General features: G+C 37.6%; 27 protein-coding genes and 1 pseudogene. 21 read left to right on the forward strand and 7 right to left on the reverse strand.

The annotated features are described in order from the left end of the window. A pseudogene (locus AAV96_RS18240) lies at positions 1-235 on the forward strand (hypothetical protein); the annotation flags it as partial. A gap of 134 nt (positions 236-369) precedes the next feature. Here the strand turns inward: AAV96_RS18240 and AAV96_RS05245 are convergent. Further along, on the reverse strand, positions 370-1,242 hold the full coding sequence (locus AAV96_RS05245) for an NAD(P)-dependent oxidoreductase (RefSeq protein WP_046738554.1): 873 nt from the start codon (positions 1,240-1,242) through the stop codon (positions 370-372). 3 nt (positions 1,243-1,245) lie between these two features. Then, positions 1,246-2,331: an alpha/beta fold hydrolase gene (locus tag AAV96_RS05250; RefSeq protein ID WP_046738555.1), complete on the reverse strand. Its 1,086-nt coding sequence runs from the start codon at positions 2,329-2,331 to the stop codon at positions 1,246-1,248. A gap of 134 nt (positions 2,332-2,465) precedes the next feature. On the opposite strand from AAV96_RS05250, the gene AAV96_RS05255 reads away from it, so the two are divergent. From AAV96_RS05255 to aroC, 12 genes are all read left to right on the forward strand, one after another. Next, positions 2,466-3,653, forward strand: coding sequence for an O-succinylhomoserine sulfhydrylase (locus AAV96_RS05255; RefSeq protein WP_004662102.1), 1,188 nt, complete (start codon positions 2,466-2,468; stop codon positions 3,651-3,653). A gap of 12 nt (positions 3,654-3,665) precedes the next feature. Next, positions 3,666-3,995 (forward strand): YbaB/EbfC family nucleoid-associated protein, encoded by a 330-nt coding sequence (locus AAV96_RS05260; RefSeq protein WP_004662103.1) that lies wholly within the window; start codon positions 3,666-3,668, stop codon positions 3,993-3,995. Positions 3,996-4,061: 66 nt separating this feature from the next. Further along, positions 4,062-4,658 (forward strand): recombination mediator RecR, encoded by a 597-nt coding sequence (gene recR / locus AAV96_RS05265; protein WP_046738556.1) that lies wholly within the window; start codon positions 4,062-4,064, stop codon positions 4,656-4,658. A gap of 279 nt (positions 4,659-4,937) precedes the next feature. After that, on the forward strand, positions 4,938-6,086 hold the full coding sequence (locus AAV96_RS05270) for a ribonuclease D (protein WP_046738557.1): 1,149 nt from the start codon (positions 4,938-4,940) through the stop codon (positions 6,084-6,086). Between the two features lie 1,009 nt (positions 6,087-7,095). Then, on the forward strand, positions 7,096-7,401 hold the full coding sequence (locus tag AAV96_RS05275; protein ID WP_046738558.1) for a YcgL domain-containing protein: 306 nt from the start codon (positions 7,096-7,098) through the stop codon (positions 7,399-7,401). Next, positions 7,394-7,780 (forward strand): hypothetical protein, encoded by a 387-nt coding sequence (locus tag AAV96_RS05280; RefSeq protein WP_034601375.1) that lies wholly within the window; start codon positions 7,394-7,396, stop codon positions 7,778-7,780. Before AAV96_RS05275 ends, AAV96_RS05280 begins: the two co-directional genes overlap by 8 nt. Before the next feature lie 37 nt (positions 7,781-7,817). Continuing rightward, the gene (locus AAV96_RS05285; protein WP_004662110.1) at positions 7,818-8,669 is read left to right on the forward strand and encodes an AAA family ATPase; all 852 of its coding nucleotides are present in this window, start codon (positions 7,818-7,820) and stop codon (positions 8,667-8,669) included. A 12-nt stretch (positions 8,670-8,681) separates the two neighbouring features. After that, the gene (locus AAV96_RS05290; RefSeq protein ID WP_004662112.1) at positions 8,682-9,869 is read left to right on the forward strand and encodes a vWA domain-containing protein; all 1,188 of its coding nucleotides are present in this window, start codon (positions 8,682-8,684) and stop codon (positions 9,867-9,869) included. A gap of 37 nt (positions 9,870-9,906) precedes the next feature. Then, on the forward strand, positions 9,907-11,112 hold the full coding sequence (trpB, locus tag AAV96_RS05295; protein WP_046738559.1) for a tryptophan synthase subunit beta: 1,206 nt from the start codon (positions 9,907-9,909) through the stop codon (positions 11,110-11,112). A 126-nt stretch (positions 11,113-11,238) separates the two neighbouring features. Next, positions 11,239-12,252, forward strand: a complete 1,014-nt coding sequence (gene prmB / locus AAV96_RS05300; RefSeq protein ID WP_004662116.1) for a 50S ribosomal protein L3 N(5)-glutamine methyltransferase — start codon at positions 11,239-11,241, stop codon at positions 12,250-12,252. Between the two features lie 11 nt (positions 12,253-12,263). Then, positions 12,264-12,629 carry a hypothetical protein gene (locus AAV96_RS05305; protein ID WP_046738560.1) on the forward strand — a complete coding sequence of 122 codons (366 nt, stop codon included), beginning with the start codon at positions 12,264-12,266 and terminating at the stop codon, positions 12,627-12,629. Between the two features lie 15 nt (positions 12,630-12,644). After that, positions 12,645-13,736 (forward strand): chorismate synthase, encoded by a 1,092-nt coding sequence (gene aroC / locus AAV96_RS05310; RefSeq protein ID WP_046738561.1) that lies wholly within the window; start codon positions 12,645-12,647, stop codon positions 13,734-13,736. A 76-nt stretch (positions 13,737-13,812) separates the two neighbouring features. Here the strand turns inward: aroC and AAV96_RS05315 are convergent, their stop codons facing one another. Further along, positions 13,813-15,042, reverse strand: coding sequence for a GGDEF domain-containing protein (locus AAV96_RS05315; protein ID WP_004662122.1), 1,230 nt, complete (start codon positions 15,040-15,042; stop codon positions 13,813-13,815). Between the two features lie 342 nt (positions 15,043-15,384). On the opposite strand from AAV96_RS05315, the gene AAV96_RS05320 reads away from it, so the two are divergent. Then, positions 15,385-16,131 (forward strand): TenA family transcriptional regulator, encoded by a 747-nt coding sequence (locus AAV96_RS05320; RefSeq protein ID WP_046738562.1) that lies wholly within the window; start codon positions 15,385-15,387, stop codon positions 16,129-16,131. A 58-nt stretch (positions 16,132-16,189) separates the two neighbouring features. Here AAV96_RS05320 and AAV96_RS05325 read toward each other — a convergent pair whose 3' ends face one another. Further along, entirely contained in the window at positions 16,190-16,888 is a 699-nt protein-coding gene (locus AAV96_RS05325; RefSeq protein ID WP_046738563.1) for an NAD(P)H-dependent oxidoreductase, read from the reverse strand. A 123-nt stretch (positions 16,889-17,011) separates the two neighbouring features. On the opposite strand from AAV96_RS05325, the gene AAV96_RS05330 reads away from it, so the two are divergent. Further along, a complete protein-coding gene (locus tag AAV96_RS05330; protein WP_046738564.1) occupies positions 17,012-18,025 on the forward strand; it encodes an AraC family transcriptional regulator in 1,014 nt (337 codons plus the stop codon). 310 nt (positions 18,026-18,335) lie between these two features. Beyond that, positions 18,336-18,572, forward strand: coding sequence for a VF530 family DNA-binding protein (locus AAV96_RS05335; protein WP_003651786.1), 237 nt, complete (start codon positions 18,336-18,338; stop codon positions 18,570-18,572). A gap of 77 nt (positions 18,573-18,649) precedes the next feature. On the opposite strand, the gene AAV96_RS05340 is transcribed toward AAV96_RS05335, so the two are convergent. Then, entirely contained in the window at positions 18,650-18,958 is a 309-nt protein-coding gene (locus AAV96_RS05340; RefSeq protein ID WP_004662133.1) for a helix-turn-helix domain-containing protein, read from the reverse strand. Further along, a complete protein-coding gene (locus tag AAV96_RS05345; RefSeq protein WP_046738565.1) occupies positions 18,955-20,286 on the reverse strand; it encodes a type II toxin-antitoxin system HipA family toxin in 1,332 nt (443 codons plus the stop codon). Before AAV96_RS05345 ends, AAV96_RS05340 begins: the two co-directional genes overlap by 4 nt. A 277-nt stretch (positions 20,287-20,563) precedes the next feature. Here AAV96_RS05345 and AAV96_RS05350 point away from each other — a divergent pair, with 277 nt between their 5' ends. Continuing rightward, positions 20,564-21,262, forward strand: coding sequence for a hypothetical protein (locus tag AAV96_RS05350; RefSeq protein WP_046738566.1), 699 nt, complete (start codon positions 20,564-20,566; stop codon positions 21,260-21,262). 31 nt (positions 21,263-21,293) lie between these two features. Here the strand turns inward: AAV96_RS05350 and AAV96_RS05355 are convergent, their stop codons facing one another. Next, positions 21,294-22,205 carry a LysR family transcriptional regulator gene (locus AAV96_RS05355; protein ID WP_046738567.1) on the reverse strand — a complete coding sequence of 304 codons (912 nt, stop codon included), beginning with the start codon at positions 22,203-22,205 and terminating at the stop codon, positions 21,294-21,296. A 104-nt stretch (positions 22,206-22,309) separates the two neighbouring features. Here AAV96_RS05355 and AAV96_RS05360 point away from each other — a divergent pair, with 104 nt between their 5' ends. From AAV96_RS05360 to AAV96_RS05375, 4 genes are all read left to right on the forward strand, one after another. Further along, positions 22,310-23,167, forward strand: coding sequence for an oxidoreductase (locus AAV96_RS05360; RefSeq protein WP_046738568.1), 858 nt, complete (start codon positions 22,310-22,312; stop codon positions 23,165-23,167). Positions 23,168-23,194: 27 nt separating this feature from the next. Further along, entirely contained in the window at positions 23,195-24,115 is a 921-nt protein-coding gene (locus AAV96_RS05365; RefSeq protein WP_046738569.1) for an alpha/beta hydrolase, read from the forward strand. 12 nt (positions 24,116-24,127) lie between these two features. Then, positions 24,128-24,898, forward strand: coding sequence for an SDR family NAD(P)-dependent oxidoreductase (locus AAV96_RS05370; RefSeq protein WP_046738570.1), 771 nt, complete (start codon positions 24,128-24,130; stop codon positions 24,896-24,898). 216 nt (positions 24,899-25,114) lie between these two features. After that, positions 25,115-26,038 carry an alpha/beta hydrolase gene (locus AAV96_RS05375; RefSeq protein ID WP_005216237.1) on the forward strand — a complete coding sequence of 308 codons (924 nt, stop codon included), beginning with the start codon at positions 25,115-25,117 and terminating at the stop codon, positions 26,036-26,038. Positions 26,039-26,080 lie beyond the last annotated feature (42 nt).

Here is a 26,080-nt window from a genome sequence, read left to right on the forward strand (position 1 = left end):
TATCGAAAAGATGTTTGAAATAGCAAAAAGCCAATCTCATGTTGAATTAGATTTTAAAGTTGATAATCGTCATAATGATTATTCAGTCAGTGGAGACCTACAGTTATATACAATTGGTGGTACAATTTCAACTGAAAAGGGAACAGCTGAATTTAGGTTTTTAGCAGATAAAGGTACTGCTGGTAAAGGTTCTGATACTGCTCCAGCTCAAGGCGAAATAATCCCATTATCTTGATGGAAATTTGTTTTTAAATTAATAAAAATCACTTTATTATAAATAAAGTGATTTTTAATTTATATTTTATTTTAGATACTATTAATAATAGCGTTTGATTTAATTATTAAAAATCATAGATTTTCGGCTATTGATTATTTAAGTGTAATCTTGGTCCATTTTTCATACATTTTGACAGCAGAAGAAAAGTCGCTATTGGGTTCTGCAGTAAGGTTTGCTGCTTGAATCAAACTCTGGGTTAAGGCGAGGATAGGTGCTGGAAGTTTTGCCTCATGCACTAAATTCAACGCAATACCAGTGTCTTTTGCGAGCAAAGGCAATGCAAAAGTTACAGGGAATTCACGGCTGAGAACGCGTTGTGGAAATATAGTTTCTGTGACCATGCTTTTGCCACTAGAAGCATTAATACAGTTCAAAGCTGCATCTAGGTTTACACCATGCGCTTTGAGTGTACTAAATCCCTCTGCAACCGACCATAAATTGACTGCCAGTAACATGTTATTAATTGCTTTAACGGCAAATCCTGCACCCGACTCACCTACGTGTTGAATGAGCTTTCCGACTGCTGCCATCGCAGGATAAGCACGTTCAAAAGCACGAACATCTCCACCAACCATAACCGTAAGTGTTGCATTTTCTGCACCAATGGTTTGTCCGCTAACAGGTGCATCGAGAAAATCGATATTTTGTATTTTTAATTGTTCTGCTAGACGGCGCGCCGCCTCAGGAACACCACTAGTACAATCGATCCAGATTGCACCTGATTTAATGTTTACACCATCAATTAATGTTTCAACGTCATCACTGGTCGGCAAGCAAGAAAAGATAACATCTGCTTGAACAGCTTCAGCTAGTTCAACCGCTAAAGTGCCAAATTCTGTTGCATGTTGCTTAGCTTTATCAAAGTTACGATTCCAAACGTAAACTTTTTCGAAATACTTGGGTAAATGCGCAGCCATGCGATAGCCCATAGCACCTAAACCGATGAATGCAACAGATTGAGTCATAGTTTACCTTTTTATTGGAGTTGAGCGTTCTGATAACCAAGTTGTCAGTGTTGGCCAGAACTCAATTGAACTGTTTTGACTAGACATTAAACCTAAGTGCCCGCCAGGTATCAAAGTAAACGTGACATCTTGACTATTTGTCAACTGTGTTAAAGGAAAAGCTGCCTCAGAAGTAACAAGTTGATCGCTTTTACCTGCACCAACTAACAATGAACATTCAATGTTTTTAAGCTCAATGGTTTTATTCTTTAATGTGATTGCACCATTTTTTAATGGATTTTGCATCCAAACATTAAACAACATGTCTTGGTTGATCCCCCCCGGGTAATCAATCATATTATTTAGGAAATGGCTGAGTGTTGCGTCTTCTTGCACTAGTTTGAGGTTATCAAGATTTTTGAGCAATTGAAGATTGCCATCAATCCAGCCCTTAGGATCTAACAATTTAAAACCTAATGAGTTTAAAAAACCAGGTGAATGAATCATCAATTTAGGTAAACGGTTATAGACATAATCTTTGATGGTTGGGTTACGCGTCGTAATATATGCCAGTGTTTTATATAATTTCCCGATATAACCCGATGCATAACTATCAATCGGACTACCTAAAACAATTAAATTTTTAACCGCATTTGGCTTATGCCGAGCGGTGTAAAGTGTGACAAAAATTCCAGCCATACTCCAACCATGCAAAGAGATTTTTTCAGATTTAGAATGCTTTTGAATCGCCTCAATACAACGTGGAATAAATTTATCGATAAAAGATAAGAAATTCACTTGGTAGTTCTTGTAAGTCAACTTACCCCAGTCAATTAGATAAACATCAAAACCACTTTCTTGAAAATGTTTAATCAAAGAACGGTATGGATATAGATCATAAATATCCATGTTGATGGCAAGAGGAGCTGTAAATACCAATGGTTCTTTGTAACGTTTGTTTTCAGAAGCATAAAAACGAACACGAGTTTGTTTAAATTCGGCAATCACTTGATAAGGTGTCGATTGTGATAATACAAGCCTATCTGCATCGAAGACACGCATAGCCAGATGTTTAAAATTTATTTTTTGCTGTTCTACAAGTGATTTCATCTTTGAAAGTCTCATCATGAGTCAAGATTGCACGAAGTCTAAGCGATAATTTCATCTTACGCCTTGACCTTAAATACATTAGGCGCTCAAAATGTTGGCATATTTAAACACCTGATCATAAGGCATACAAAACGATGAATCCAAGCGATGATTTAGAATACCAACTTGAAACACTGGCTATTCGCACAGGGCATGATCGTACCTTTGAAGGGGAACATAGTGAACCTATCTTTTTAACATCTTCTTTTGTTTGCGAAAGCGCCGCAGATGCTGCCGCAAAATTTTCTGGGCAAATCGCAGGAAATACATACTCACGTTATACCAATCCAACAGTGCAAGCCTTTGAAAAACGTTTAGCAATATTAGATGGCGCAGAGCGTGCAGTTGCGACCAGTTCTGGTATGGCGGCTGTACATGCTATGTGTATGGCATATTTAAAAGCTGGCGATCATGTGATTTGTTCTCGTGCAGTATTCGGTTCAATCATTGCTTTATTTGAAAAATATGTTGCTAAATTTGCTGTAGAAGTGACTTTTGTCGATTTGGATGATCTTGAAGGCTGGAAACAAGCGATTCGTCCAAATACACGCATTCTCTTTATTGAAACACCCTCTAATCCTTTAGCACAGGTTGGTGATATGCAAGCAATTGCAGATATTGCTCATGCCAATGGCGCATTATTTGCTGTAGATAACTGTTTTTGTACACCAGTATTGCAACAACCTATCAAGTTCGGTGCTGATTTAGTACTTTATTCAGCAACAAAATATATTGATGGTCAAGGGCGTGCATTAGGTGGTGCAGTTGTTGGCAAAAACGATTTACTTGAAGAAGTTAATGGTGTAATCCGTACGTTGGGTAATTCAATGAGCCCATTTAATGCATGGATTTTCTTGAAAGGTTTAGAAACTCTGAGTATTCGTATGAAAGCGCATTGTGAAAATGCACAAATACTTGCGGAGTGGTTACACCAACATGAAAAGGTTGAAAAAGTGTATTACGCTGGTTTAACAGATCATCCTGGACATGAATTAGCCAAAAAACAGCAAAAAGGTTTTGGCGGTGTTGTATCTTTTGTCGTAAGAGGCGAACGTGAAGGTGCGTGGACGGTTATTGATAATACGCGCTTCTTATCGATTACCAGTAATTTAGGCGATGTTAAGTCAACAATTACACATCCAGCCACGACCTCACATGGTAGAATGTCGGCTGAAGCTAAACAGGCTGCAGGAATTGAAGAAGGCTTAATTCGTGTCTCTGTTGGTTTAGAAGATATTAATGATATTATTCGCGACTTATCACGCGGTTTAGATTTAATTTAACGAGAGAAACTTATGAACATTAATATGCTCATGCAGCAAGCTCAGCGCATGCAAAAAGATATGGAATCAAATCTTAAAAAAGCCAAAGAAGAGCTTGCTAATACTGAAGTTCATGCTGAAGCGGGCGGTGGTTTGGTTAAAGTAACTATGACTTGCCGCAATGTCGTTAAGCGTATCGAAATTAGCCCAGACTTATTACAAGATGAAGCTGATATGATTGAAGATCTGATTGCTGCTGCGATGAATGATGCAGCACGTCAAGCCGAAGCTATTTCGGAAGAAAAACTTCAAGGTGCAAATTCAGGTATGGGCTTACCACCGGGTCTATCTGGTTTATTCTAAGCCAAAAGTCTCTAAGTCTTTTTGTGAGGCTTAGAGAACCTTTTTTATAAATAATAGAGTTGATCTGTGTTTAGTGAACGATTTGAACAGCTAGTTCAAGCATTGCGTATTTTACCAAGCGTTGGTCCAAAATCTGCACAACGGATGGCATTACATTTGTTGATGAAAAATCGTGAAGGTGCTTTTGCATTATCGTATGCATTACATGAGGCTTCGAGCCATATTCACGAATGCCATATTTGTCATTCATTAACTGAAAATGAAATTTGTGATATTTGTGCGTCTATAGAAAGAGATGAGCAATTGCTTTGTGTGGTTGAATCTCCAGCTGATGTCATGGCAATCGAACAAAGTGGAAGCTTTAGAGGCAAATATCATGTACTTGGTGGTCATTTGTCTCCATTGGATGGAATAGGTCCTGAAGAAATTGGTATTCCATATTTGATTCAACGATTAAGCCAAGGACAGATTGAAGAAGTGATTTTAGCAACCAATGCTACCGTGGAAGGTCAAGCGACAGCACATTACTTAGTTGAGGCAACGAAACACTTGCCAATTCACATGACAAGGATCGCACAAGGCGTACCACAAGGTGGCGAATTAGAGTATGTTGATAGTCATACATTAAGCCAAGCAGTACACAATCGTATGAAGATGAAATAGTTTTATATTTATTGTAAATTCATGCTATTAATTTAAACAAATAATTCACTTTTACATTTTGTCTAACATTATTTTAGGTATATTTGTTTTAATTTATGGCACTATAAGCAAACGAAAAGGATTTTCGTTTTTGATGAATGGAATAGGAGTAATTTCATGTTTTTCATGTGGAATAGTGATTAAATTATTCTTTGTAGATTTAATTTAGTTTCGTTTCAGCAAAAACTGTAATTTTACAGTTGTATTGCTAGTGTTTTTTATTATTTTACTTGAGCAAATATGTTTCAGTTCATTCAACAGCAAAAAGACCTTGCTGTTCTCCTCACTCAAATGGAACAATGTTCTACCTACGCACTTGATACTGAGTTCATTAAGGTTGATACCTTATATCCAAAACTTGGGGTATGCCAGATCAATTGTAATGGTCAAATTGCTTTACTAGATGGAGCAGCACTTGATTTAGAGCAGTTTTGGCAGAAAGTTTTTGCTGCTCAGCAGAATATCTTTCATGCTTGTGGCGAAGATATTGATTTAATTTATCATTATGCAGATCAGAAACCATTAAAAAATGTATTTGATACGCAGATCGCAATGGCATTTCTTGGTCATGGGCTTCAGGTAAGCTATCAAAATGCATTAAAAACATGCCTAAATATTGATATTGATATTGATAAAGATCAAACTCGCTCAGATTGGTTGGCACGCCCTTTAAGTCAAGAGCAAATTAATTATGCCGCAAATGATGTCTTATATTTAACAAAGCTCGCTGATGCATTAAAACATGATTTGCAGCGTAAAGGGCTTTATCAATATGTTTTGGAAGATTGTCAGAATTTAACGAAAGAAATTGCGATAGAAACTCCATTGACAGAACTATATACCGATATTGGTAATTATCGTCATTCACGTCGTGAGTTAATGCAATTACAGCAGCTCAGTATTTGGCGTGAGCAAATTACCAAAGCCATGAATCAACCGCGTAGTTTTGTCCTCAAAAATACAACAATGCTAGATTTAGTGGAAAAAAATCCACGTAATAATTTCCAACTTGCGCAAGTTAAAGATATTCGTCCAAACGTTGTACGTGAACATGGCAAAACCATATTGGATTTATTAAAATTTTTACCGCCTGAAGATGAGTGGCCATTAAGAATGGCAAGACCAGTGAAGAATAATTCTAAAGAAGTTGCGCCTCAAATCGATGCTTTAATCGATCGAGTCGTGTTTGAAACTGGCATTCCTAAAGAAGTCTTACTACGTAAGAAATGGCTGAATGCAATTTATGAATATGTTGTATTCCATTTAGAAGAGCAAGAATTGCCGAGTTATTTGTTAGGTTGGCGCTACGATATCTTGACCAAGCCATTGGTTGCATTACTGCGACAAGATATTGAGTATTTGGCGGCCCAAATGAAGTTAGCTAGGTAAAATAGTTCAGCTGTGAAATACGACTATAATTTTTATTAGCACAATCCCTTATATCTAATCAGTTGGATTAGTTTCATTTTGGAGAAACAGGAGTAATTTGCCCAAATGAAACCATAATGAAAGGGGGATATTCATATCATGGAAGTGTGGTGGTGTAAGAATGTAATGCTAATATTTTTTAGTTAAAGAAATACTCGATTACTGAGTTAGTTTGAAAATGAAATTATTATTTGATATATAAATAAAATTAGATTTAGCGTCGTAATAAAATAGTAATTTTAATTAAGAGCTATCGTTGAGTATGGTAACGCCGATGGGAAAACCAAATCTACGCATTGCAATCCTACACCTCGCCGTATTGCAATGGGAGCGATAGCTTCCCCAGTATACTACATTTTAAAAATTTGTTAAATAAATATAATCACAGAAAATGTTCAATAGGCATAAGACTGAGTTCTATCTAATAGATATAGTGATAAATAATTGATTTATGGCTGTTATTTAGGCTTAATCGCTTGTTAAAGCGAGTTGAATATGGACCCATATTTTCAACAATATGCTATAAATACTGATAAATAAACTAATTAACCTCGTCGCAGAGAATAAATATCTATTTTATTGACTTATATTAATAAATACCACTTGATTAAGTTAAAAAATCAAAAAACATATTTGTTGTTTATGGATAAGTAAACTTAACCTAGAACTAAGTACAGACTATAGAGTCACAAATAAAGCATCCCATACATTCTAGATGGGTGTATTAGAATTGAATAAATTGTCATAATTGCTAAAATATTTCTTAGTCCTTGTTTTTGTTTCGCATTTATTTTGCAAGGCTGGAATTATTGTTATAAAAAACAGTCCACTACATGATATTTTATTTAAGCCTAAGTATTGCGTTAACATTCGTTAATGTACCTAGTTTTTTTTTCATGTATGCTGTTTAAAGTCTGTTGGAATATAAATAACCAATAGTCTCTAAGATTGATAAGAGTTGTGAGTAAACATGCACTGCGATATTTATAGATCAAGCAAAAAAGACGAAATGTATATGTATATTGCTCGTCCAAATTATTCTGCAGATCAGGAATCAGAAAATCCATTTGAGTCTGTTCCTGAGAGTGTCTTACAAGCTTTTGGAAAAGCTACTTTTGTAATGCATTTGGAACTTCATAGTGAGCGCAAACTTGCACGTGTCAACGTATTGCATGTCTTAGACTCATTACAGACCAAAGGCTTTTTTATTCAAATGCCGCCAGAAGGGCTTATTAATCCAAATGCGGTAGAACCAGAGGGTTTGCGTGGTGCTTGAAACTATAACTGCAATGTGGTCTCACATTCTATCGGTACTGGATCAATTCCCTGAAGAGAATGTTGCGATTATTGTGTATGTTACAGGTGCAATGATTGCATTATGGTGTTGGTATCGTTTGATGTCACGTATGCCTAATCCAATAGGAGGAATTCTTTGGATTATCGTTTTTGCAATCCTTGCTACACCAACAATTTCTGAAGGTCCCAATTCAGAATTAGCACCTGCTATTTTTGGTTTGATTTTTGGTGTGCTCACAAAAGAGCATGTTTTAATCTGGTCAAATTTATCTTTGATTCTATTTGTCATTGGTACAGGATTATTGATCGGCTTCTGCTGGTCAAAATACAGTGCAAATAAACTTGCACGTTCGGTTTAGATATTCACATAAAGTTAAAGAAAAATAAGGTTTTCAAATGTCTGCTGATACACAACACTTCACTGGTACAGATCAATATATTGCAACTGACAGCTTGAAACTTGCGGTAAAAGCCGCGCGTGCTTTACAAAAACCATTATTGGTGAAAGGTGAGCCAGGTACAGGTAAAACATTACTTGCGGAACAAGTTGCAGAAAGTTTAGGTCTAAAACTAATTACTTGGCATATCAAATCAACCACCAAAGCTCAGCAAGGTTTGTATGAATATGACGCAGTTTCTCGCTTGCGTGATAGCCAGTTAGGTGATGACCGTGTTTATGACATTAAAAACTATATTAAACCGGGTAAATTGTGGGAAGCATTTACGAGTGAAGAACGCTGTGTATTGTTGATTGATGAAATTGACAAAGCAGATATTGAATTTCCGAATGACTTATTGCATGAACTCGACAAAATGTCGTTTTATGTTTATGAGACTGGTGAAACCATTACCGCAACACAACGCCCGATTGTGATTATTACTTCAAATAATGAAAAAGAATTACCAGATGCATTCTTGCGTCGCTGCTTCTTTCATTATATTGAATTTCCTGATGAAGCAACGATGCGTGAAATTATTGCAGTGCATTTCCCAAATATTTCGAATACTTTGGTTAGTGAAGCATTGCAAATATTCTTTAAATTACGTGAAGTCACGAATTTAAAAAAACCACCATCAACATCAGAGTTAATTGATTGGTTAAGCTTACTCATGGCAGATGATATGCCTGAAGACGTATTGCGCAATCATGATAAATCTAAAGCAATCCCACCATTGTACGGCGCGCTAATTAAAAATGAACAAGATGTACAATTACTTGAACGTTTAGCTTTTATGTCACGCCGCTAAGAGTGTAATCACATGTTTGTGCGATTGTTTTACACCTTACGTAAATATGGTGTGCCTGTTACAACTCGTGAGTTGATTGATCTCAACCAAGCGGTTGCATCAGGTCTGGTATTTGCAGATCAGGAAGAATTCTATCAGTTGGCTAAAACAGTTTTAGTCAAAGATGAACGTTTCTTTGATAAATTCGATCGTGCCATGAAAGATTATTTTGATGGCATTGAAACTTTTGATTTAGATGAGTTACTTAAACAAGTTCATAAGTTACCTAAAGACTGGTTTGACCTTGAACTCTTAGAAAAACATCTGACACCAGAGCAACGTGCTGAGCTACAAAAAGCAGGTTCTCTGGAAGAACTGATGAAAATGTTGGAAGAACGTTTACGTGAACAACATAAAAAGCATCAGGGTGGCAATCGAATGGTTGGCACTGGCGGAACTTCGCCTTTTGGTGCTTTTGGCGATCATCCTGAAGGCGTTCGTATCGGTGGGCCAGGACGTAAACGCTCAGCTGTAAAAGTATGGGAGCAGCGTAAATACCAAAATCTTGATGATGATCAAGTTTTGGGAACACGTCAGATGCAAATTGCATTACGCCGATTACGTAAGTTTGCGCGTCAAGGCGCGGCTGAAGAGCTTGATGTTGATGGGACTATTCGTGAAACCGCAAAGCAGGGCATTTTGGATGTGCAATTGGTTCCTGAGCGTCGTAACCGCATTAAAGTACTGATGCTGTTCGATGTTGGTGGTTCAATGGATGCCTATATCGCTGAGTGTGAAAAATTATTTAGTGCGGCGAAGTCGGAGTTCAAAACCTTAGAATATTTCTATTTCCATAATTGTCTCTATGATTATGTTTGGAAAGATAACCACCGTCGTAGTTCAACTCGTATGAATACATGGGATTTATTCCATACTTACGGTCGCGACTATCGTGTAATTGTTGTTGGTGATGCCAGTATGGCACCATACGAACTCAAGTCAGCAGGTGGTTCAGTTGAATACATGAATGATGAGTCGGGCGAAGTATGGCTTAGACGTTTACGTCAGCATTTTGACAAAACTGCTTGGTTGAACCCTGAAATGGAAGGTTACTGGCATTACACCCAGACCATTAACTGGATCAAAGAAATTTTTGAAAATCATATGTACCCAATGACATTAAAAGGCATTGAAGATATGACGCGTTATTTGTCACGTTAAAAATTCATATGAATACTTTATAAAAACAGGAGGAATCATGGAACATCAAATTAATGGGGTTGCTTTACCGAATGAAGCAGGTTTCTTTGGTAATTTTGGTGGTCAATTTATTCCTCCTCATTTAAAAGAAGCAATGGATGAAATTAATCAGGCTTACGAAGCAATTCGTCATACTCCTGAGTTTCAAGATGAACTGAACGACTTATTTAAAAACTATGTGGGTCGACCAAGCCCATTATTTCATGCAAAACGCTTGTCAGATCAACTTGGTGGCGCTCAGATTTATCTAAAACGTGAAGACCTCAACCATACTGGTGCGCATAAGATTAACCACTGTTTAGGTGAGGCTTTACTCGCTAAATATATGGGCAAAAGCAAAGTAATTGCCGAAACGGGCGCAGGGCAACATGGTGTCGCTTTAGCCACAGCTTGTGCATTGGTTGGTATCCCTTGTGAAATTCACATGGGGCAAGTCGATATTGAAAAAGAACATCCCAATGTCGTTAAGATGAAAATTCTTGGTGCAAAATTGGTTTCTGTTACTCAGGGTACAGCAACTTTAAAAGATGCTGTCGATAGCGCTTTTGAAGAATATTTAAAAGATCCTAAAAACTATATTTACGCGATTGGCTCTGTGGTTGGTCCTCATCCATTTCCTAAAATGGTACGTGACTTCCAGTCAATTATTGGTAATGAAATTAAAGTTCAAACCAATGAACGCTTCGGAAAAAATCCTGACTATGTTGTGGCTTGTGTTGGTGGTGGATCAAATGCAATTGGTGCTTTTACCGCATTTTTAAATACACCAGAAGTTAAATTAGTGGGTGTTGAACCCGCAGGTCATGGTTTAGATACAGATAAGCATTCGGCAACGTTAACTTTAGGCAAACCCGGTCAAATTCATGGGATGGCGTGTTACGTACTTGAGGATGAAAATGGTGAGCCACTTCCTGTACATTCGATTGCTTCTGGGTTGGATTATCCTGGTGTAGGACCTCAACATAGTTATCTGAAAGAACTTGGTCGTGTTCAGTATGAAACTGCTACTGACCAAGAATGTCTAGATGCATTTATGACACTTTCACGTGTAGAGGGAATTGTACCTGCTTTAGAAAGTTCTCATGCAGTTGCTTGGGCATTACGCGAAGCGCCTAAAATGGATAAAAATATTAAGATCGTCGTAAATTTATCTGGTCGTGGTGATAAAGATGCTGATTATGTGGCTGATAAATTAGGACTCTGACTCGTAGATATTGAAATATCAAAATAATGTCCGCTTCTGTATAGAGGCGGTTTTTTTTCTGTTAAATAGACGCTAATCCCGTTAGAATAAAGCGTTTTTGCAATTAGCACTTTTGGAGACGCCTAAGTGGAGCGACCTACAATCAGCCCTGAACATTTACAAGAAGCGGCTGAAAACTTAGTAACCATTCGAGATTTTATTCGTTTTGGTGTAACCGCACTTCGTCAATATGATGCACACTTAGGTCAAGGTACTGAAGATTATTTTGCAGAAAGCTCTGCACTTGTTTTGCAAACACTTTCTCTAGAATGGAAAGCTGATGCAGAAATATTAGATGCAAAATTACTACCAACTGAGAAAGCAGAATTTTTAAGTTTATTAGAACGTCGTATTAATGATCGCATTCCAACCTCATATTTATTAAATTTAGCATATTTCTGTAATAAACCTTATTATGTAGATGAGCGTGTACTCATTCCGCGTTCGCCAATTGCTGAATTGATCGAACAACGATTTGCACCATATTGTTTAAATGAAAATGGTCAAATGCTCGAAGCATTGAATAATTTACCAGAAAACACGAATCCGAAAACGCCACAACGTATTTTAGACATGTGTACGGGTTCTGGTTGTATTGCAATCGCTTTGGCATATGCATTCCCAGATTCTGAAGTCGATGCAACAGATATTTCAAAAGAAGCTTTGGAAGTTGCATCAATTAATGCCGAACACCATGATAAGCAATATCAAGTTGCATTACTTGAATCTGATTTATTCTCAAAAATTCCTGCTGAAAATCAATATGATTTAATCGTAAGTAATCCTCCATATGTAGACGCAGAGGATATGGCAGATTTACCAGAAGAATTCTTACACGAGCCAGAACTTGCACTTGCTGCTGGTCAAGATGGTTTGGATTTGGTTCGTAAAATGTTAGCGCAAGCTGCTGACTATTTGACAGAAGATGGTTTAATCGTCATCGAAGTCGGTAATTCAGAATGGGCGATGCGTCAAAACTTTAATACTGTTGATTTCCATTGGCTTACATTCCAAAAAGGTGGGTCAGGTATTTTTGCCTTAACTGCGGAACAATGCCGTCGCTATAAAGACCTCTTTCAACAATCTGTTGAACATAGCTAGAGTCGTACAAGATGCCAATTGCAGCAATTCTATTAGCAGCTAAACCTGACTTAGATCAAACTAAAATTCAGCAGTTTAAAGATGGTTTAATTGAATTAAAAGATCAGTGGAATCGGAGTGGAATTGATGCAATTAATTCGGAAGTTTTTAAGCAAGAAATTTGTCAGCAGTTTGATCAACTCCTTGTAAATCTTGGATATGGAGAGTTTGATCCTGATGCCGCGGAGTCATTGATTCATAGTCTTTATTTACTTTCAGATCATAAAAGTCTGATTGAATATATTGTCCTGAGTTATCGTCAGCAATGTGATGACGATATTTTAGGGAATATCTATGAATTAATGCTTGAAGAGATGCACTACAGTTTCGATGAATAAAAGATAGGTTAGAGAATGGCAGGAAATAGTATTGGTCAGTTATTCCGTGTGACGACATGTGGTGAATCACATGGTGCTGGCTTGATGGCAATTGTAGATGGCGTACCACCGGGACTTGAACTTTGCGAAGCAGACTTGCAAAAAGATTTGGATCGCCGTAAGCCGGGTACCTCTAAGTTTGCAACGCAACGTAAAGAGCCTGATCAAGTTGAAATTATTTCTGGTGTTTTTGAAGGAAAAACTACGGGTACATCGATTGGTTTACTGATTCGTAATACAGATCAAAAATCCAAAGACTACGGTAATATTGCTCAAACATTCCGTCCTGGTCATGCTGATTATACCTATACTCAAAAATATGGTTTCCGTGATTATCGTGGTGGCGGTCGCTCAAGCGCACGTGAGACAGCAATGCGTGTTGCGGCAGGTGCGATTGCTAAAAAGTATTTGGCAGAAAAATTTGGTATTGATATTCGTGGGCATGTAACACAGATCGGGAATGAAATTGCAGAAAAATTAGATTGGGCTGAAGTACCAAATAATCCATTTTTCTGTGGTGATGTTGATGCAGTTCCTCGCTTCGAGAAATTAGTCACAGCATTGCGTGAGCAGGGAACAAGTTGTGGTGCAAAACTTGAAATTATTGCTGAAAAAGTACCAGTCGGTTGGGGTGAACCTGTATTTGATCGTCTAGATGCAGATATTGCTCACGCTATGATGAGTATCAATGCGGTTAAAGGTGTTGAGATTGGGGATGGTTTTGCAGTTGCTGGGCAGTTTGGTCACGAAACTCGTGATGAACTAACTACAGATGGTTTCCTTGCAAATCATGCTGGCGGAATACTTGGTGGTATTTCAAGCGGTCAAACTATTCGTGTCGCGATTGCTTTAAAACCAACCGCAAGTATTACCACTCCTGGTAAAACCATTACAATTGATCGAGAAAACACGGATGTGTTAACCAAAGGTCGCCATGATCCTTGTGTTGGCGTACGTGCTACACCTATTGCTGAAGCAATGTTAGCAATCGTTCTAATGGATCATTTTTTAAGACATCGTGCTCAAAATGCTGATGTTGTAGCTCCATTCCAACCAATTGAACCATAATTTTGATTTTTAACATACTTGCGACACTTGAACGCAAGTATGTTTTTTACAATACAAAATAATATTAAAATTAATCTTATAAAGTCTCAGAAATTACATTTTCACTCGTAGCAACATGATATTGATTTCTACCATTACTTTTTGCTACATACAAAGCATGATCTGCCTGAGAGATAAACTCTGATAGGCTGTCATTAAGATGAGGGGTTGTTGTCGCAACACCCACACTGATCGTTACATATTTAGAGACATTACTTCGAGGATGTGCGATCCCTATATTTCGCACCAATTCCATTAAACGTTGAACTTGTATAAGTGCTTGATCTTTATCCGTCATGGAAAATAAAAGTAAGAACTCTTCACCGCCATAACGTGCAGCAAGATCTCCACTTCGCGATGAGATTGAACCCAGTAAAATGGCAATTCGTCTAAGACATTGATCTCCCTGAATATGTCCTAATGTATCATTGTATAATTTAAAGCAATCGATATCGATCATCATGATTGTGATAGGAACTTCATGACGGATTGAGCGTTTCCACTCATTTTCAAGCACTTCATCGAGGTATCTACGGTTCGCTAAACCAGTCAAAGCATCTTGTTGAGATAAAATTGAAAGTTGCTGTGCCTGACGCATAAGTTCTAATCGGTTTAGTTCGATCATACAGTTTTGTAGATAATTCTCTCTATGTTGCCGATCTATTGCATAAGCTAAAGCCATTCCCAGAAAGCTACTAAAAGTATAAGTCCGATTTAGGTAAGTCCAATCAATTGATCCATTGAGCCAAACACTAATGGCAATACCAATTAAACCACCACACCAACCAGCAAACATTGCTGTATAAAATCGCATACCAACAAAGCCATATATAATGACCACGGCATACATCATGGCAGCATGAAAAAGAACGTTATTCTGACCATGTTCCAATACATTAATTAATGTGAAAGTAAGAGCGACAGCACCTGTAGAGCCTAAGCAAACATAGTAATCAAACCATCTATTCATCGATGGAATGAAAGCAAGTAACCATGCGAAAACAATTATCATGCCCACCCAACCGTAATACGCGACCCATGCAGTCCGTAGTTCTGTAGGTAGAACTTGATAAGTACCAAAACTTAAATATAAATAGAGGCATAGAATGATTGGTGCACGGTAACGGAATTCATGTGCAGCTTCATTTTTATACTGATCTTTATAAATGACTTCTAATTCTTTAGGAAACCAAACTAAATTTAGTCCGCGAGAAATTAACAAGTCAATCTGTTCTTGCCCCAGTAAGTTGGATGCTTTTAACTTCATCTTATCTCTCATCGCCCCCAATGTTCTTATAAATGTAAATAGGGATTGTTAACTACGTTACACTGAATTAAATAAAATGTGTATTGGATTATATAAAATTAATAATTTTTTATGATAATCAGCTTTTATTGCCAGTATTCTATATTTTTCGGGTGTAATATGAATGTATTACCAACTAATATAATGATTAAACTTAATAAAATGCTGAACAGATAAAAAAATGTTACAAATTAAATAACAATCATTGTATATTGATTGTATTAGGATACAATCTAGCTATAAAAATAAGCAGCAATCGTGGAAAATGATTGAAATAAGTCATACGAAATAGGATGGATCGAAATGACTGTTATGAAGCAATATGGAACAAAACTAGAAATAACACCTCACTCAGAATGGGCACAACAATTTTGGGATGAACTTGTTCCTGCAAAAGAGCGAGTAAGCAAACACCCTTTATTTTTAGATATGGCAAGCGGTAGCCTAAATTTAGAATGCTTTCGGTCAGCATTATTAAATTTTTATCCTTTAGTTGCTCATTTTCCATCATATATGGCAGGTGCTTTAGCTAAAGCGACGGCTTTTTCTTTAGATGGTGTAACTGAGACTAGAGATTGGCTAATTCAAAATATCAAAGTTGAAGAAAGACATTTACATTGGTATCAAGATTGGGCGAAGGGTTTTGGCATAACGACTGAAATGTTGAATGAAGTTAGACCACCAGTAGCAATGAATGCAGTCAATCATTTTTTATGGGATGTAAATTTTAGGGGAAGTTTAGCGGAGAGTATTGCTGCAACAAATTTAGCAATAGAGTGGGCGACAGGGGACTGGACCATTCATGTTTATAAAGGAATACAAGCTTATACAGAAACTCCAGAAGTAAGTATTAATAAAAGATCATTGGCATGGTTAAGAGCTCATGCACACTACGATGATTTACATCCTTATGAAGCGATGGAGCTAATTAAGAGATTATGTGACAAAGATCCGGTTTCTCAGAGAAAAGCTTTTTTAGTAGCGAAAGAAGGCTTGGCTTATTATGAGCTGGCTTTAGATGAGTGTTATAAGTTACAAAATAATAATTAAAAATATCGAATAAACTGCTACCTAGTTGGGGTACTAAGTAGCAGTTTTTATTTATATTTTAAAGTGGATTCATTTTATCGTCGAAATTCTCTAATTTAGGGAACTCCAGTGGCGTTAAGTTGTCTAGATTAACTATGTATTCTTCAAAACGAGTAAGAATTTTTTCTCGTTCTTCATCTGTGATATATGGCACATGATAGGCAATAAAAGGAGGGAATACCTCAAAACCTGTATAGGCTAAAGATCCACGATGAATAGATGATAAATATTGTTCTATTGATCCGTGTACTGAACCTTCACCAAACATATGATCTCGACCGCCTAATGTGAGGCACAACATTGCTTTTTTTCCAACCATTCCACCATGGTTGTAAAAACGTTTACCACCATAAAAAAGTCCTGAGACAAAAACCCGATCAATCCAGCCTTTTAAAATAGCAGGTACTGATGTCCAGTATAAAGGAAAAGTAAAAAGTACTAAGTCAGCGCGTTGAACCTTTTCAATTTCAACTTGAATGTCTGGTGAAAGTGTATTTTGTTTAAAAGCATTTCGCTGCTCCAATGCATAATTAAAATATTCATCTTCATTTAAATTTTCAAAGTCATGTTTTGATGCAACAGGGTTAAAATTCATTTCATACAAATCTGAAATTTCAACAAAATGTCCATTTTTTTCTAAGAGTTGTTTTGCTGTATTTTTTAATGAGCTAGTAAATGATTGGCTTTCTGGATGCGCGTGGACAATCAAAATATTCATTGGTAATGACCTTGAAAATAACTTTTTATAAAAATTACTATGCCTTAAAATTTAAACATGACATAGTTCATGAACCGCCAGTTTTTACCATTACACGCCATCAATAGTATTTTGCGGAATAAAATGAATCCTGAATTACCCGGAACATATGTTAATCTGTTAATTGAAACAATCAAACATTGGAACGTTAGCCCACAACAACTTCTAATAGATACAGATATAACTTTAAAAGAACTAGATGCTCCATTTTGGTATGTGGATTTCAACATTTTCAATAATTTACTTAAAAAATCCTCTCAACTTACAAATGAACCCGCAATTAGCATTTATTTAGCAAGAGAAATGAAAGCATCTTGTTATGGTCATGTAGGTGTAACTGCTGCTGCATCAGAAAACTTGGGGGTAGCAATAGGCATTCTTGAGCAATTTATTGGCTTACATTGTATAACTTTTCAGCCAAAACTTTATATTGAACAAGAAATGGCATATTTGAACTTTAACCAACCTTTAAATAATTTTAAATTTAATCATCATGCTATTATTTTTTTAGTTTTAGGTTTTGCTCATATTTTGGAGAATCTAGCTCAACAAAACTTAGATATCCAAATAGAATTGCAGGGAAATAGTCAAGATATATTTAGAAATATTGATGATTCTGATGGATATAGAGTTAATTTTGGTGCTGATGAAGATCGTTTAATATTTAATAAAGAACTTCTAAATTTGCCTTTAAAAACTGCTGATCCATTGGTTTTCCGATTAACCAAGCATCAATGTGAATATGATGTATCAAAGCTATCAAAAAAAATAACTCCTAACTTAAACTTATTAAGTTCATCCGTTCGTGAGTTATTATACGATGCAGAATTACAGCAATTTTTGTCGTTGAACCAAATCGCTAAGCATCTTGGTTTAACTAATAGAACTTTACAACGCCAACTTGCAAATGAAAAAACAACATTTCAAATCTTACTTAGTGAAAGCCGTCAGGAAAAAGCAAAAGCTCTTTTAAAAGAAAATAAATTATCCATTCAAGAGATTTCAAATCTTTTAGGCTATGCCGATATTTCACATTTTTCACGTGCTTTTAAAAAGTGGACAAATATGACGCCAAGTAACTATAGAATGCCAAAATAAAGAAAATAGACTATCTAACTAACGTTATAATAATTACGTATAATGTATATTATGTTAAATAGAATATCTAAGACTGTGGCCTACACAACACTGTTTGTTGCCATAGCTTAGTAACGTGATGATCTAAGATTATACATCACGTTACTGAGTATCCTAATTCTAATGATACATAATATAAGTTATGCAGAAATCAGACTGCTACGCGAAAGGCTTATACATCAAAGCCATGATTGCATAAACCTTGTGATGCTGACCTATTTTAACTCGCTCAGGTTATAATGATGGTCTCCCCAAATATTGTTGATCTATTATGAACGCCTCCAATGACCCTTTACATGGCAAAAAACTTGCTGATATTTTGGATGAATTATTGGATTACTACGGTGGCTTTGAAGGCTTAAGCCGTAAAATTGAAATTAGATGTTTTTGCATAGATCCAAGTGTTAAATCATCATTGCGATTCTTGCGTACCACACCATGGGCACGTGAAAAAGTAGAAAGCTTATATTTGTATGTCTTACGCCAAAAAGCCAAACAGAAATCTTAGCTATCAAAACCCTAGCCCTAGCATTTTAATCTAGGCTACACAGCTTTGTTACATAGAGTTAAACTTTGCCATTGATCTCATTCTGATGGTTTAATAATCTTTCTCACAATGTGCTCATGAGTTGGTACAAGTCCTGCTTTCAATCCAAGTGGTTTAAAGACCTTGTCTAAAACAGATTGAGTAAGTTTTCCTTTGTCTTGCTCAATATCAGTTAATGTCCTGCGACTTATGCCGACTAAATTTGCATATTGTTCCTGAGACATACTCAGAATGTTTTTTCGTAAATACGCCAACAATTGCCCCAATGTTATTTCATTCAATAAATATTGCATATATAGATCTATCAGGATTTGTTGGCGATCTTGAGTCTGATTTTTTATATTCATAATAGTTCCCATCTTTCTAATTTAGCTTCAACGTAGTCGAATGAAAGCGCTGGTATCTCTATAATCTGTTTTGGTACACCTATAGCAAGTAATCTTTGTTTTAAGCCAACAAGATTACTTGCCAAAGATTTTAATGTCGTTAGAGATAAATTTGGATCGCATAAATGTTCTAGTTTTTGGGTAATTTGATCCCATCGATATTCTCCTCCTTCCTCATAAGGACTTCCCCAAGTTGTTGACCGTGTAACAACCTCTGGATCAGCTTTCATTGGAGCGAAATCATAAATTGGAGCAAGCGAAATTTTTCCTGATTTTTTTAGAAATGAAGTATTTCGTCCATGATTATCAGAATTACCAAAAATAATATTCAATAAGTCCCTTTGTAACCATTCACAAATGAATTGTGTTGAATCAAATTCGGAATCAATAGATATAAATAACTTACATAGATTTTCAATCACTTCAAAGTGATTGAGATGACTACCTGAAGCTTTATTTAATATTGAATAGATAGATTCAAGCCCATGACGATGCCATTGTTGATTGTGCCATTCGACATCAAACCTTGGCAGCCATAAAGATGGATATTTTTCACCTTCAATCAGCTTCATTTCTGTTGTTTCAATCGTATTGAAACCTAATTCTTTTAGTTCTTGGTAATAATAGTATTCTGCTCTGAGAATATTACAGTCTATCTCAGCACGATTATTCCGAGGAAATTTAACTAGATAGTGTTGATCAGGTTGATCAAAGTTTTGTTGATAAGTATCAATCCAAATATTTTGATCTTTGGTAGCACGAATTAGTAATTTTGGGGCTTCACCACCCGCTCCCGTTGCACCACCACTAATTGCCCCCATTTGCTGTGCATATTCAAGAAAATCTACATTTCGATCAGCAACATCAATTTGACTAAAATAACGTAGATGTAGAGTTGAGTCAGGATTGATTGCTGGAAGAGCTTCTTTAATTCTTAAATTGCCTACGGGTGCGATGCCACCTTTTTCTAATAAAATACTATCTTGCTCTGCATGAGTTAGTCTTTGTAGACCTAGAAAATTCACCCAATAACGGCGGGCAGCACCTGATGGAACAATATCATCTAAAAAACCAAACCATGACTTATATTCATGTTTTATAAGTATTTGTACAGGTAGTGATAGACTACAGGCATGCTCATCTCGCTTGTCCAAATTGTGGATTGCGTATTCTAACTCGTAAGCTAACTCACTAGCGCTCGCTGAGCCTAGTTTCGGTTCTAATAGCGTAAGTTCAGCAATATCAAACCAGCTTTGATCAAGTAACGCCTGTATTGTTAATTTTTTCATTGATATAGATGAGCAATTATTTTCTCAAAAATACTCTATTTTTTTATATTTGTGAATATATTTGCGCATACTTATTTTTTATATGATTTTTTGAGCATAAATTTTCTCATAATAAGCTATGGGAAATATCATTCTCAGTATCTATTTAAAACCCTTTATTTCACTGTTATAAGGCATGAAAAGATAAATATTTGGAAAATACTATTCCACCTATCGTTGTTAACGTGATCGAACTGTGTATCATTAAACATATTTTCTTTTTGATAAACTTCTATTTATGAAGAATACATTTTCTGACCACAAGCAAATTAGCGTGGTTTCTAGTTTCTCCGAACTTGTTAGTTCTAATTTTCAAGGAGATAGAAATGCGATTTGTTGGTATAGAAATCTGAATGGAGATTTTCAAGAAATCGTAAAACAGCTTGAACTAAAGGAAAATATCACTGAGGTTTCGGTTGATGATCTATTGGTTTTGCAACTTTCCGAACAAGGTCATTTAGCAAGAGAAATCATTTTAAAAGATATGCAGCTATTAAGTGATTTCGGCGCTTCACCTACCCTTAACTTAATTCAAAACTACGAACATGATGATGAGTTAAATTTTATTTCAACTGATGTGTATTCATTTCATGTTGATCGCTCGCCTATTCCGACAGATACTTTTTTATGTACTTATCATGGAGCGGTAAGTGAAATTCTGCCAAGCGATCAAGTTAAGCAAAAAATTTTGATTCCCGAAATTAGAGAAAAACTTAAGGAATTACATAATGGGCCAGAATCAGAATTTGAAAGTTTTCTACAAGATTATTTCTTCGATTTACATTACCAACCGCTCCCTGATGCAAGACCTTTAAATTTAGGTTTAGGACATCTTTGGCGTCTAGCTGTTGATCACCCGATGCAGCACGTTTTACCTTGTGTACATAGAGCACCTATTGAAAATGAAGGCGAATATAGACTACTTTTGATTTGTTGAATATTAATAAATAAAAGTGTTTTACTAACAACTAAACTAAGGCACTTTTATTATCAAAATTCTCTTTCAGCGCTGTAATTAATATATTTAGCAACGGTGCCTGTTCTCGTCGATGCGGATAATACAAATAAAAAGGTTCATAAGTGTGTCGCCAGTCTTTCAGTACTTCTTCCAGTTCACCACTTTCTATATACGGTTGCACCATATCAATCGGTAGATATGAAATACCAACACCGCTTTTCACCGCCTGTAACATCGGGGTAATGGTGGTGAATGTAATTTTGGATTCCACTTTCACACTTTGAGTCTTATTGCCTTGGGTGAACTGCCAACGAAACATGGCACCATGCGTGGGTAACCGTAAATTAATACAATCATGCTCAATCAAATCTTTTGGATGTGCAGGTCGACTCTTTTGATTTAAATAATCGGGTGTTGCAACGGCCAGCATTGCAATTCCGTGGCTGATTTTTACTGCAATCATGTCTTTGGAAACCAACCCGCCTCGACGGATGCCTGCATCAAAACGTCCATCGACAATATCGGTCAAACCATAATCAGAGGTCATCTCTACCGCAATATCAGGATATTTTTTTATAATTTTTTCTACAGCTGCCCAGAGCACACTTTGAATGGCATATTCATCTGCATTGATACGTAAGGTACCCGCAGGATTTTCTCGCAAGGCGCTGATCTGATGCAAACCATGTTCAATATCTTCAATCGCAGGCTGAACCAAATTGAGCAGATATTCCCCTGCTTCGGTTGGTGACACACTTCGGGTAGTCCGCGAAAGGAGTTTAATACCTATTCGCTCTTCTAGATTACGCATGGTCTGGCTAATGGCAGATTGGGAGGTGCCTAGTTTTGCAGCAGCTCGGGTAAAACTGCGCTCTTGTGCAACAATGAGAAAGACCTGTAGATCATTTAAATTTTCTTTCATTATTTATAAGTATTCAGTATAAGTCCTATCTAATTATAACGGATTATCATTATAAATCACCCTTGCTAACATTGTTTTTATCAAATGAACAAGTGAATAAAGCAATGAAAAAAGTCTGGTTAATCACAGGTGCATCTTCTGGTTTAGGTCAAGCACTTGCACAAGCAGTTATTGCTCAGGGTGATTTGGCAGTGATCACGGCGCGACGTCTAGATCGCTTACAACAAATTGCATATGGCCATGAAGATCAAGTGTTAGCAGTTGCACTCGATGTTACTGATGCTACTGCACGAAGCCAAGTGATTGAGCAAGCCATTCAGCATTTTGGACGTATTGATGTGCTTGCCAATATTGCTGGGCGTGGTGTAGTTGGCGCATGTGAAGAATTTAGTCTGCAACAACTACGCGAGCAAATGGAATTGAATTTCTTTGCCGCCGCTGAAATGACTCGTGCTGTGTTACCGCAGATGCGTCAGCAAGCATCAGGTCATATTTTGACCCTGAGCAGTATCGCTGGGCTAGTGTCCATGAATGCAGCAGGTCCCTATTGTGCTGCCAAGTTTGCCATTGAAGGCTGGACTGAATCGCTTGCACTGGAAGTCAAAGCACTGGGGATTCATGTCACATTGGTTGAACCAGGTGCATTCCGTACGGAGTTTGCAGGTGATGTCAATATGCGTCCTGCTCAGCACATTCAGGCCTATCGAGCTGTCGTAGAACCATTTGAGCAATATTTGGAAGGTTCATCGGGTAAACAACTTGGTGATCCTGCCAAAGCTGCGCAACGCATGCTTGAAGTCGTTGAAAGTGCAACACCACCTACCCGTCTATTGTTGGGTCAGGATGCTTTTTCAATCTGGGATCAAACCCTTGCAACACGAACCCAAGACATTGATTCATGGCGCAAAAAAGGCATCGAAACCGCATTTGACGATGCTGAGTTTGTCGAAATCCAACTTTAAGCATTACATCTCATTGGAGTTAATCAAATGAAAAAAATTCATTTCAATCAGCAGAATATCCAAATTGCAGCACATCTTTATCTCCCCCATGATTTTAATGAAGCACAACAATATGCTGCCGTCATTTGTGGACATCCTGTCGGTGGAGTGAAAGAACAAACGGCGCATATCTATGCACAAAAACTTGCGGAGCAAGGATTTATTGCACTGACTTTTGATGCTGCCTATCAAGGTGAAAGCGGAGGAAAAACCCGTCAACTCGAAAATCCATATCAACGTGTTGAAGACTTTCGTGCTGCCATCGATTATTTAGACAGCTTGGCTTATGTAGATGAGAATCGCATTGGTATTTTAGGCATCTGTGGTGCGGGTGGATATGTCATTCATGCTGCCATTATTGATCATCGTATCAAAGCGGTAGTTGGTGTCAGTGCAGTAAATATAGGTGATCTGTATCGTCAAGGTTGGTATGGAGACAATCAGGCAACCGCTTCTGATCAAACCGCCATTTTAGATTCAATTGCACAACAGTTGATGGCAGAGGCACAAGGTGCAGCAATCGCTCTGTCACCTTGGTCACCTGAAAGCCTCGACGGTGTTGACGATCCCGAAATGCGTGAAGCCTATGATTATTACCGTACCACTCGCGCCCAACATCCAAATGCGCCAAGTCAAGGCACCACAACGTCAACAGCAGTATTAATGAGTTACGATGCCTTTCATTTTGCAGATCGCTACCTGACTCAACCCTTACTTCTGGTTGTGGGAAGTGAGGCAGGTTCGGCATGGCACAGTCAACAACTGATCAAAACCGCAGCGGCACCTCAAAAAGAACTTTTTGTGATTACAGCTGCAAATCATTTCGATCTATATGATCGCCCAGATGCTGTAAATGAAACTGTAGAAAAAATTGTACCTTTCTTTCAGCAATCTTTATCAGGTCAATAAGGAGAGCATCAGATGAATCGTTTAAATGATAAAGTGGCCATCATCACAGGTGCTGGTAGTGGTACTGGAATGGGCGCTGTCACTGCCCGTTTATTTGCTCAGCAAGGTGCGAGTGTGGTGATTACCGCCAGCCAGCAGCGTGAACAAGCGATCAAAGACTTGTCAGATGAACTGAACCAGCAAGGCCTAAAAGCAACATACGCCATTCTAGATGTCACCAAGGAAGTGCAATGGCAAGAAGTGGCAGCACATACCATTTCGACATTCGGAAAAATTGATATCTTGGTGAATAATGCAGGTACACCTGGACCACGTGGTGGATGGACTGATACCGATATTCAAGATGTGTTGGCTGTGATGGATGTCAATTTAAACAGTCAATTCTTAGGCATTAAAACTGTGATTCCATTTATGCAACAAGTGGGCGGTGGTTCGATTGTCAATATTGGTTCCGCAGCAGCAGTGATTGCTTTTCCTGATGTGAATCCAGGGTATGCAGCTTCGAAGGGTGCATCACGCATGTTAAGTAAATCAGCTGCAGTCGATTTGGCGAAAATGAATATTCGTGTCAATACGGTCTTGCCAGGATTGATTGCTACTCCTATGGCAACGCATTTCACTGAAGATGAAGAAGCAATGCAACATTTACGTACAGCCATCCCTGTTGGTCGTGCAGGGACTTCAGAAGAAATTGCCTTTGCCGTGCTGTTTCTTGCCAGTGATGAAGCCTCTTATGTCACAGCAACCGAACTCTTGGTTGATGGGGGGTATACTGCAATTTAGCCATTAGTTTGTTATAGCAAGCTTCCTGCCCTAAGGTCAGGAAGCTTTTTTGTGGCTAAATTTTAGAATGGGCTGATGAGAATAAAAGCAGTGCTATGTTGTGTTTATTCATAAGTCGTACTTATTAAAGCAATCAAAAATAACCCTCTAATCAAGATAAATCAGCAATGCTACATTTATTTCATCAACTGATTCCCTCTATGTGGAGCTTAAACGATGAAAAATGTAACCTTCAAAAATAAAAGCATCGACGTATCAGCAACGATCCGTTTTCCAGAAGGCTTTGATGAAAATCAGAAATATGCTGCGATTGTATGTGCACACCCCATCAGCAGCTGTAAAGAACAAACAGCAGGTGCAATTTATGCTGAAAAATTAACTGCGGCAGGCTTTGTAACTATTGCCTTTGATGCATCTTATCAAGGTGCCAGCGGCGGTGAACCCCGGTTCCTTGAAGACCCTGCAACCCGTGTTGAAGATTTCCGTTGTGCCGCCGACTATCTCACAACTTTAAATTATGTCGATGAAAACCGCATTGGCGTCCTCGGTGTTTGTGGTGGGGGTGGCTATGCGGTAAATGCAGCCATGACCGAACGCCGCTTTAAAGCTGTGGCAACCATCGTCGCTGCAAACTATGGTCGTCTGATGCGTGAAGGTGATCTCAGTCCAAATGCAGCAATCAATACTCTTGAAGCAATTGCAGCTCAACGTACAGCTGAAGCACGTGGAGCAGAAGCATTTATCACCCAATATATTCCAAATTCGCAGGCAGAGCGTGAACAAGCTGGCATTCAGGACATTGATATCCAAGAAGCCATTGACTACTACAAAACACCACGTGGTCAGGCAGCAGGCTCAACCAACCAGTTACGTTTTTCAGGTTTGGCTGCCGCTGTTGGTTTTGATGCCTTCCATTTGGCTGAACACTTACTCACTCAACCCTTACAGATTGTCGTAGGTGATCGTGTTGGTGCTTTTGGCTCATATAAAGATGGTTTTGAACTGTATAACAAAGCCGCCGCTAAAGATAAAAATATCTTTGTAGTTGAAGGCGCCAGTCATTATGAACTTTATGACCAACCTGAACCTGTCGCAAAAGCTTTAGATGTGGTTATTCCCTTTTTTCAAAAACATCTTTAATCCTTTCGCATGAATGCGATGAATAGCGCGTATTCATGCTTC

Origin of the sequence: Acinetobacter sp. AG1, from assembly GCF_001005525.1 — a bacterium.
Classification (GTDB): domain Bacteria; phylum Pseudomonadota; class Gammaproteobacteria; order Pseudomonadales; family Moraxellaceae; genus Acinetobacter; species Acinetobacter modestus.

Coding starts and splice junctions, on each gene's coding strand:
- AAV96_RS05340 (WP_004662133.1), bottom strand. CDS start 18,958: ATGAATATAAAAAATCAGACTCAAGATCGCCAACAAATCCTGATAGAT.
- AAV96_RS05365 (WP_046738569.1), top strand. CDS start 23,195: ATGAAAAAAATTCATTTCAATCAGCAGAATATCCAAATTGCAGCACAT.
- AAV96_RS05360 (WP_046738568.1), top strand. CDS start 22,310: ATGAAAAAAGTCTGGTTAATCACAGGTGCATCTTCTGGTTTAGGTCAA.
- AAV96_RS05345 (WP_046738565.1), bottom strand. CDS start 20,286: ATGAAAAAATTAACAATACAGGCGTTACTTGATCAAAGCTGGTTTGAT.
- AAV96_RS05355 (WP_046738567.1), bottom strand. CDS start 22,205: ATGAAAGAAAATTTAAATGATCTACAGGTCTTTCTCATTGTTGCACAA.
- AAV96_RS05335 (WP_003651786.1), top strand. CDS start 18,336: ATGAACGCCTCCAATGACCCTTTACATGGCAAAAAACTTGCTGATATT.
- AAV96_RS05315 (WP_004662122.1), bottom strand. CDS start 15,042: ATGAAGTTAAAAGCATCCAACTTACTGGGGCAAGAACAGATTGACTTG.
- AAV96_RS05290 (WP_004662112.1), top strand. CDS start 8,682: ATGTTTGTGCGATTGTTTTACACCTTACGTAAATATGGTGTGCCTGTT.
- AAV96_RS05350 (WP_046738566.1), top strand. CDS start 20,564: ATGAAGAATACATTTTCTGACCACAAGCAAATTAGCGTGGTTTCTAGT.
- aroC (WP_046738561.1), top strand. CDS start 12,645: ATGGCAGGAAATAGTATTGGTCAGTTATTCCGTGTGACGACATGTGGT.
- AAV96_RS05275 (WP_046738558.1), top strand. CDS start 7,096: ATGCACTGCGATATTTATAGATCAAGCAAAAAAGACGAAATGTATATG.
- AAV96_RS05245 (WP_046738554.1), bottom strand. CDS start 1,242: ATGACTCAATCTGTTGCATTCATCGGTTTAGGTGCTATGGGCTATCGC.
- AAV96_RS05250 (WP_046738555.1), bottom strand. CDS start 2,331: ATGAAATCACTTGTAGAACAGCAAAAAATAAATTTTAAACATCTGGCT.
- AAV96_RS05375 (WP_005216237.1), top strand. CDS start 25,115: ATGAAAAATGTAACCTTCAAAAATAAAAGCATCGACGTATCAGCAACG.
- AAV96_RS05330 (WP_046738564.1), top strand. CDS start 17,012: ATGAATCCTGAATTACCCGGAACATATGTTAATCTGTTAATTGAAACA.
- trpB (WP_046738559.1), top strand. CDS start 9,907: ATGGAACATCAAATTAATGGGGTTGCTTTACCGAATGAAGCAGGTTTC.
- AAV96_RS05325 (WP_046738563.1), bottom strand. CDS start 16,888: ATGAATATTTTGATTGTCCACGCGCATCCAGAAAGCCAATCATTTACT.
- AAV96_RS05320 (WP_046738562.1), top strand. CDS start 15,385: ATGACTGTTATGAAGCAATATGGAACAAAACTAGAAATAACACCTCAC.
- AAV96_RS05305 (WP_046738560.1), top strand. CDS start 12,264: ATGCCAATTGCAGCAATTCTATTAGCAGCTAAACCTGACTTAGATCAA.
- AAV96_RS05285 (WP_004662110.1), top strand. CDS start 7,818: ATGTCTGCTGATACACAACACTTCACTGGTACAGATCAATATATTGCA.
- AAV96_RS05370 (WP_046738570.1), top strand. CDS start 24,128: ATGAATCGTTTAAATGATAAAGTGGCCATCATCACAGGTGCTGGTAGT.
- AAV96_RS05260 (WP_004662103.1), top strand. CDS start 3,666: ATGAACATTAATATGCTCATGCAGCAAGCTCAGCGCATGCAAAAAGAT.
- AAV96_RS05255 (WP_004662102.1), top strand. CDS start 2,466: ATGAATCCAAGCGATGATTTAGAATACCAACTTGAAACACTGGCTATT.
- AAV96_RS05270 (WP_046738557.1), top strand. CDS start 4,938: ATGTTTCAGTTCATTCAACAGCAAAAAGACCTTGCTGTTCTCCTCACT.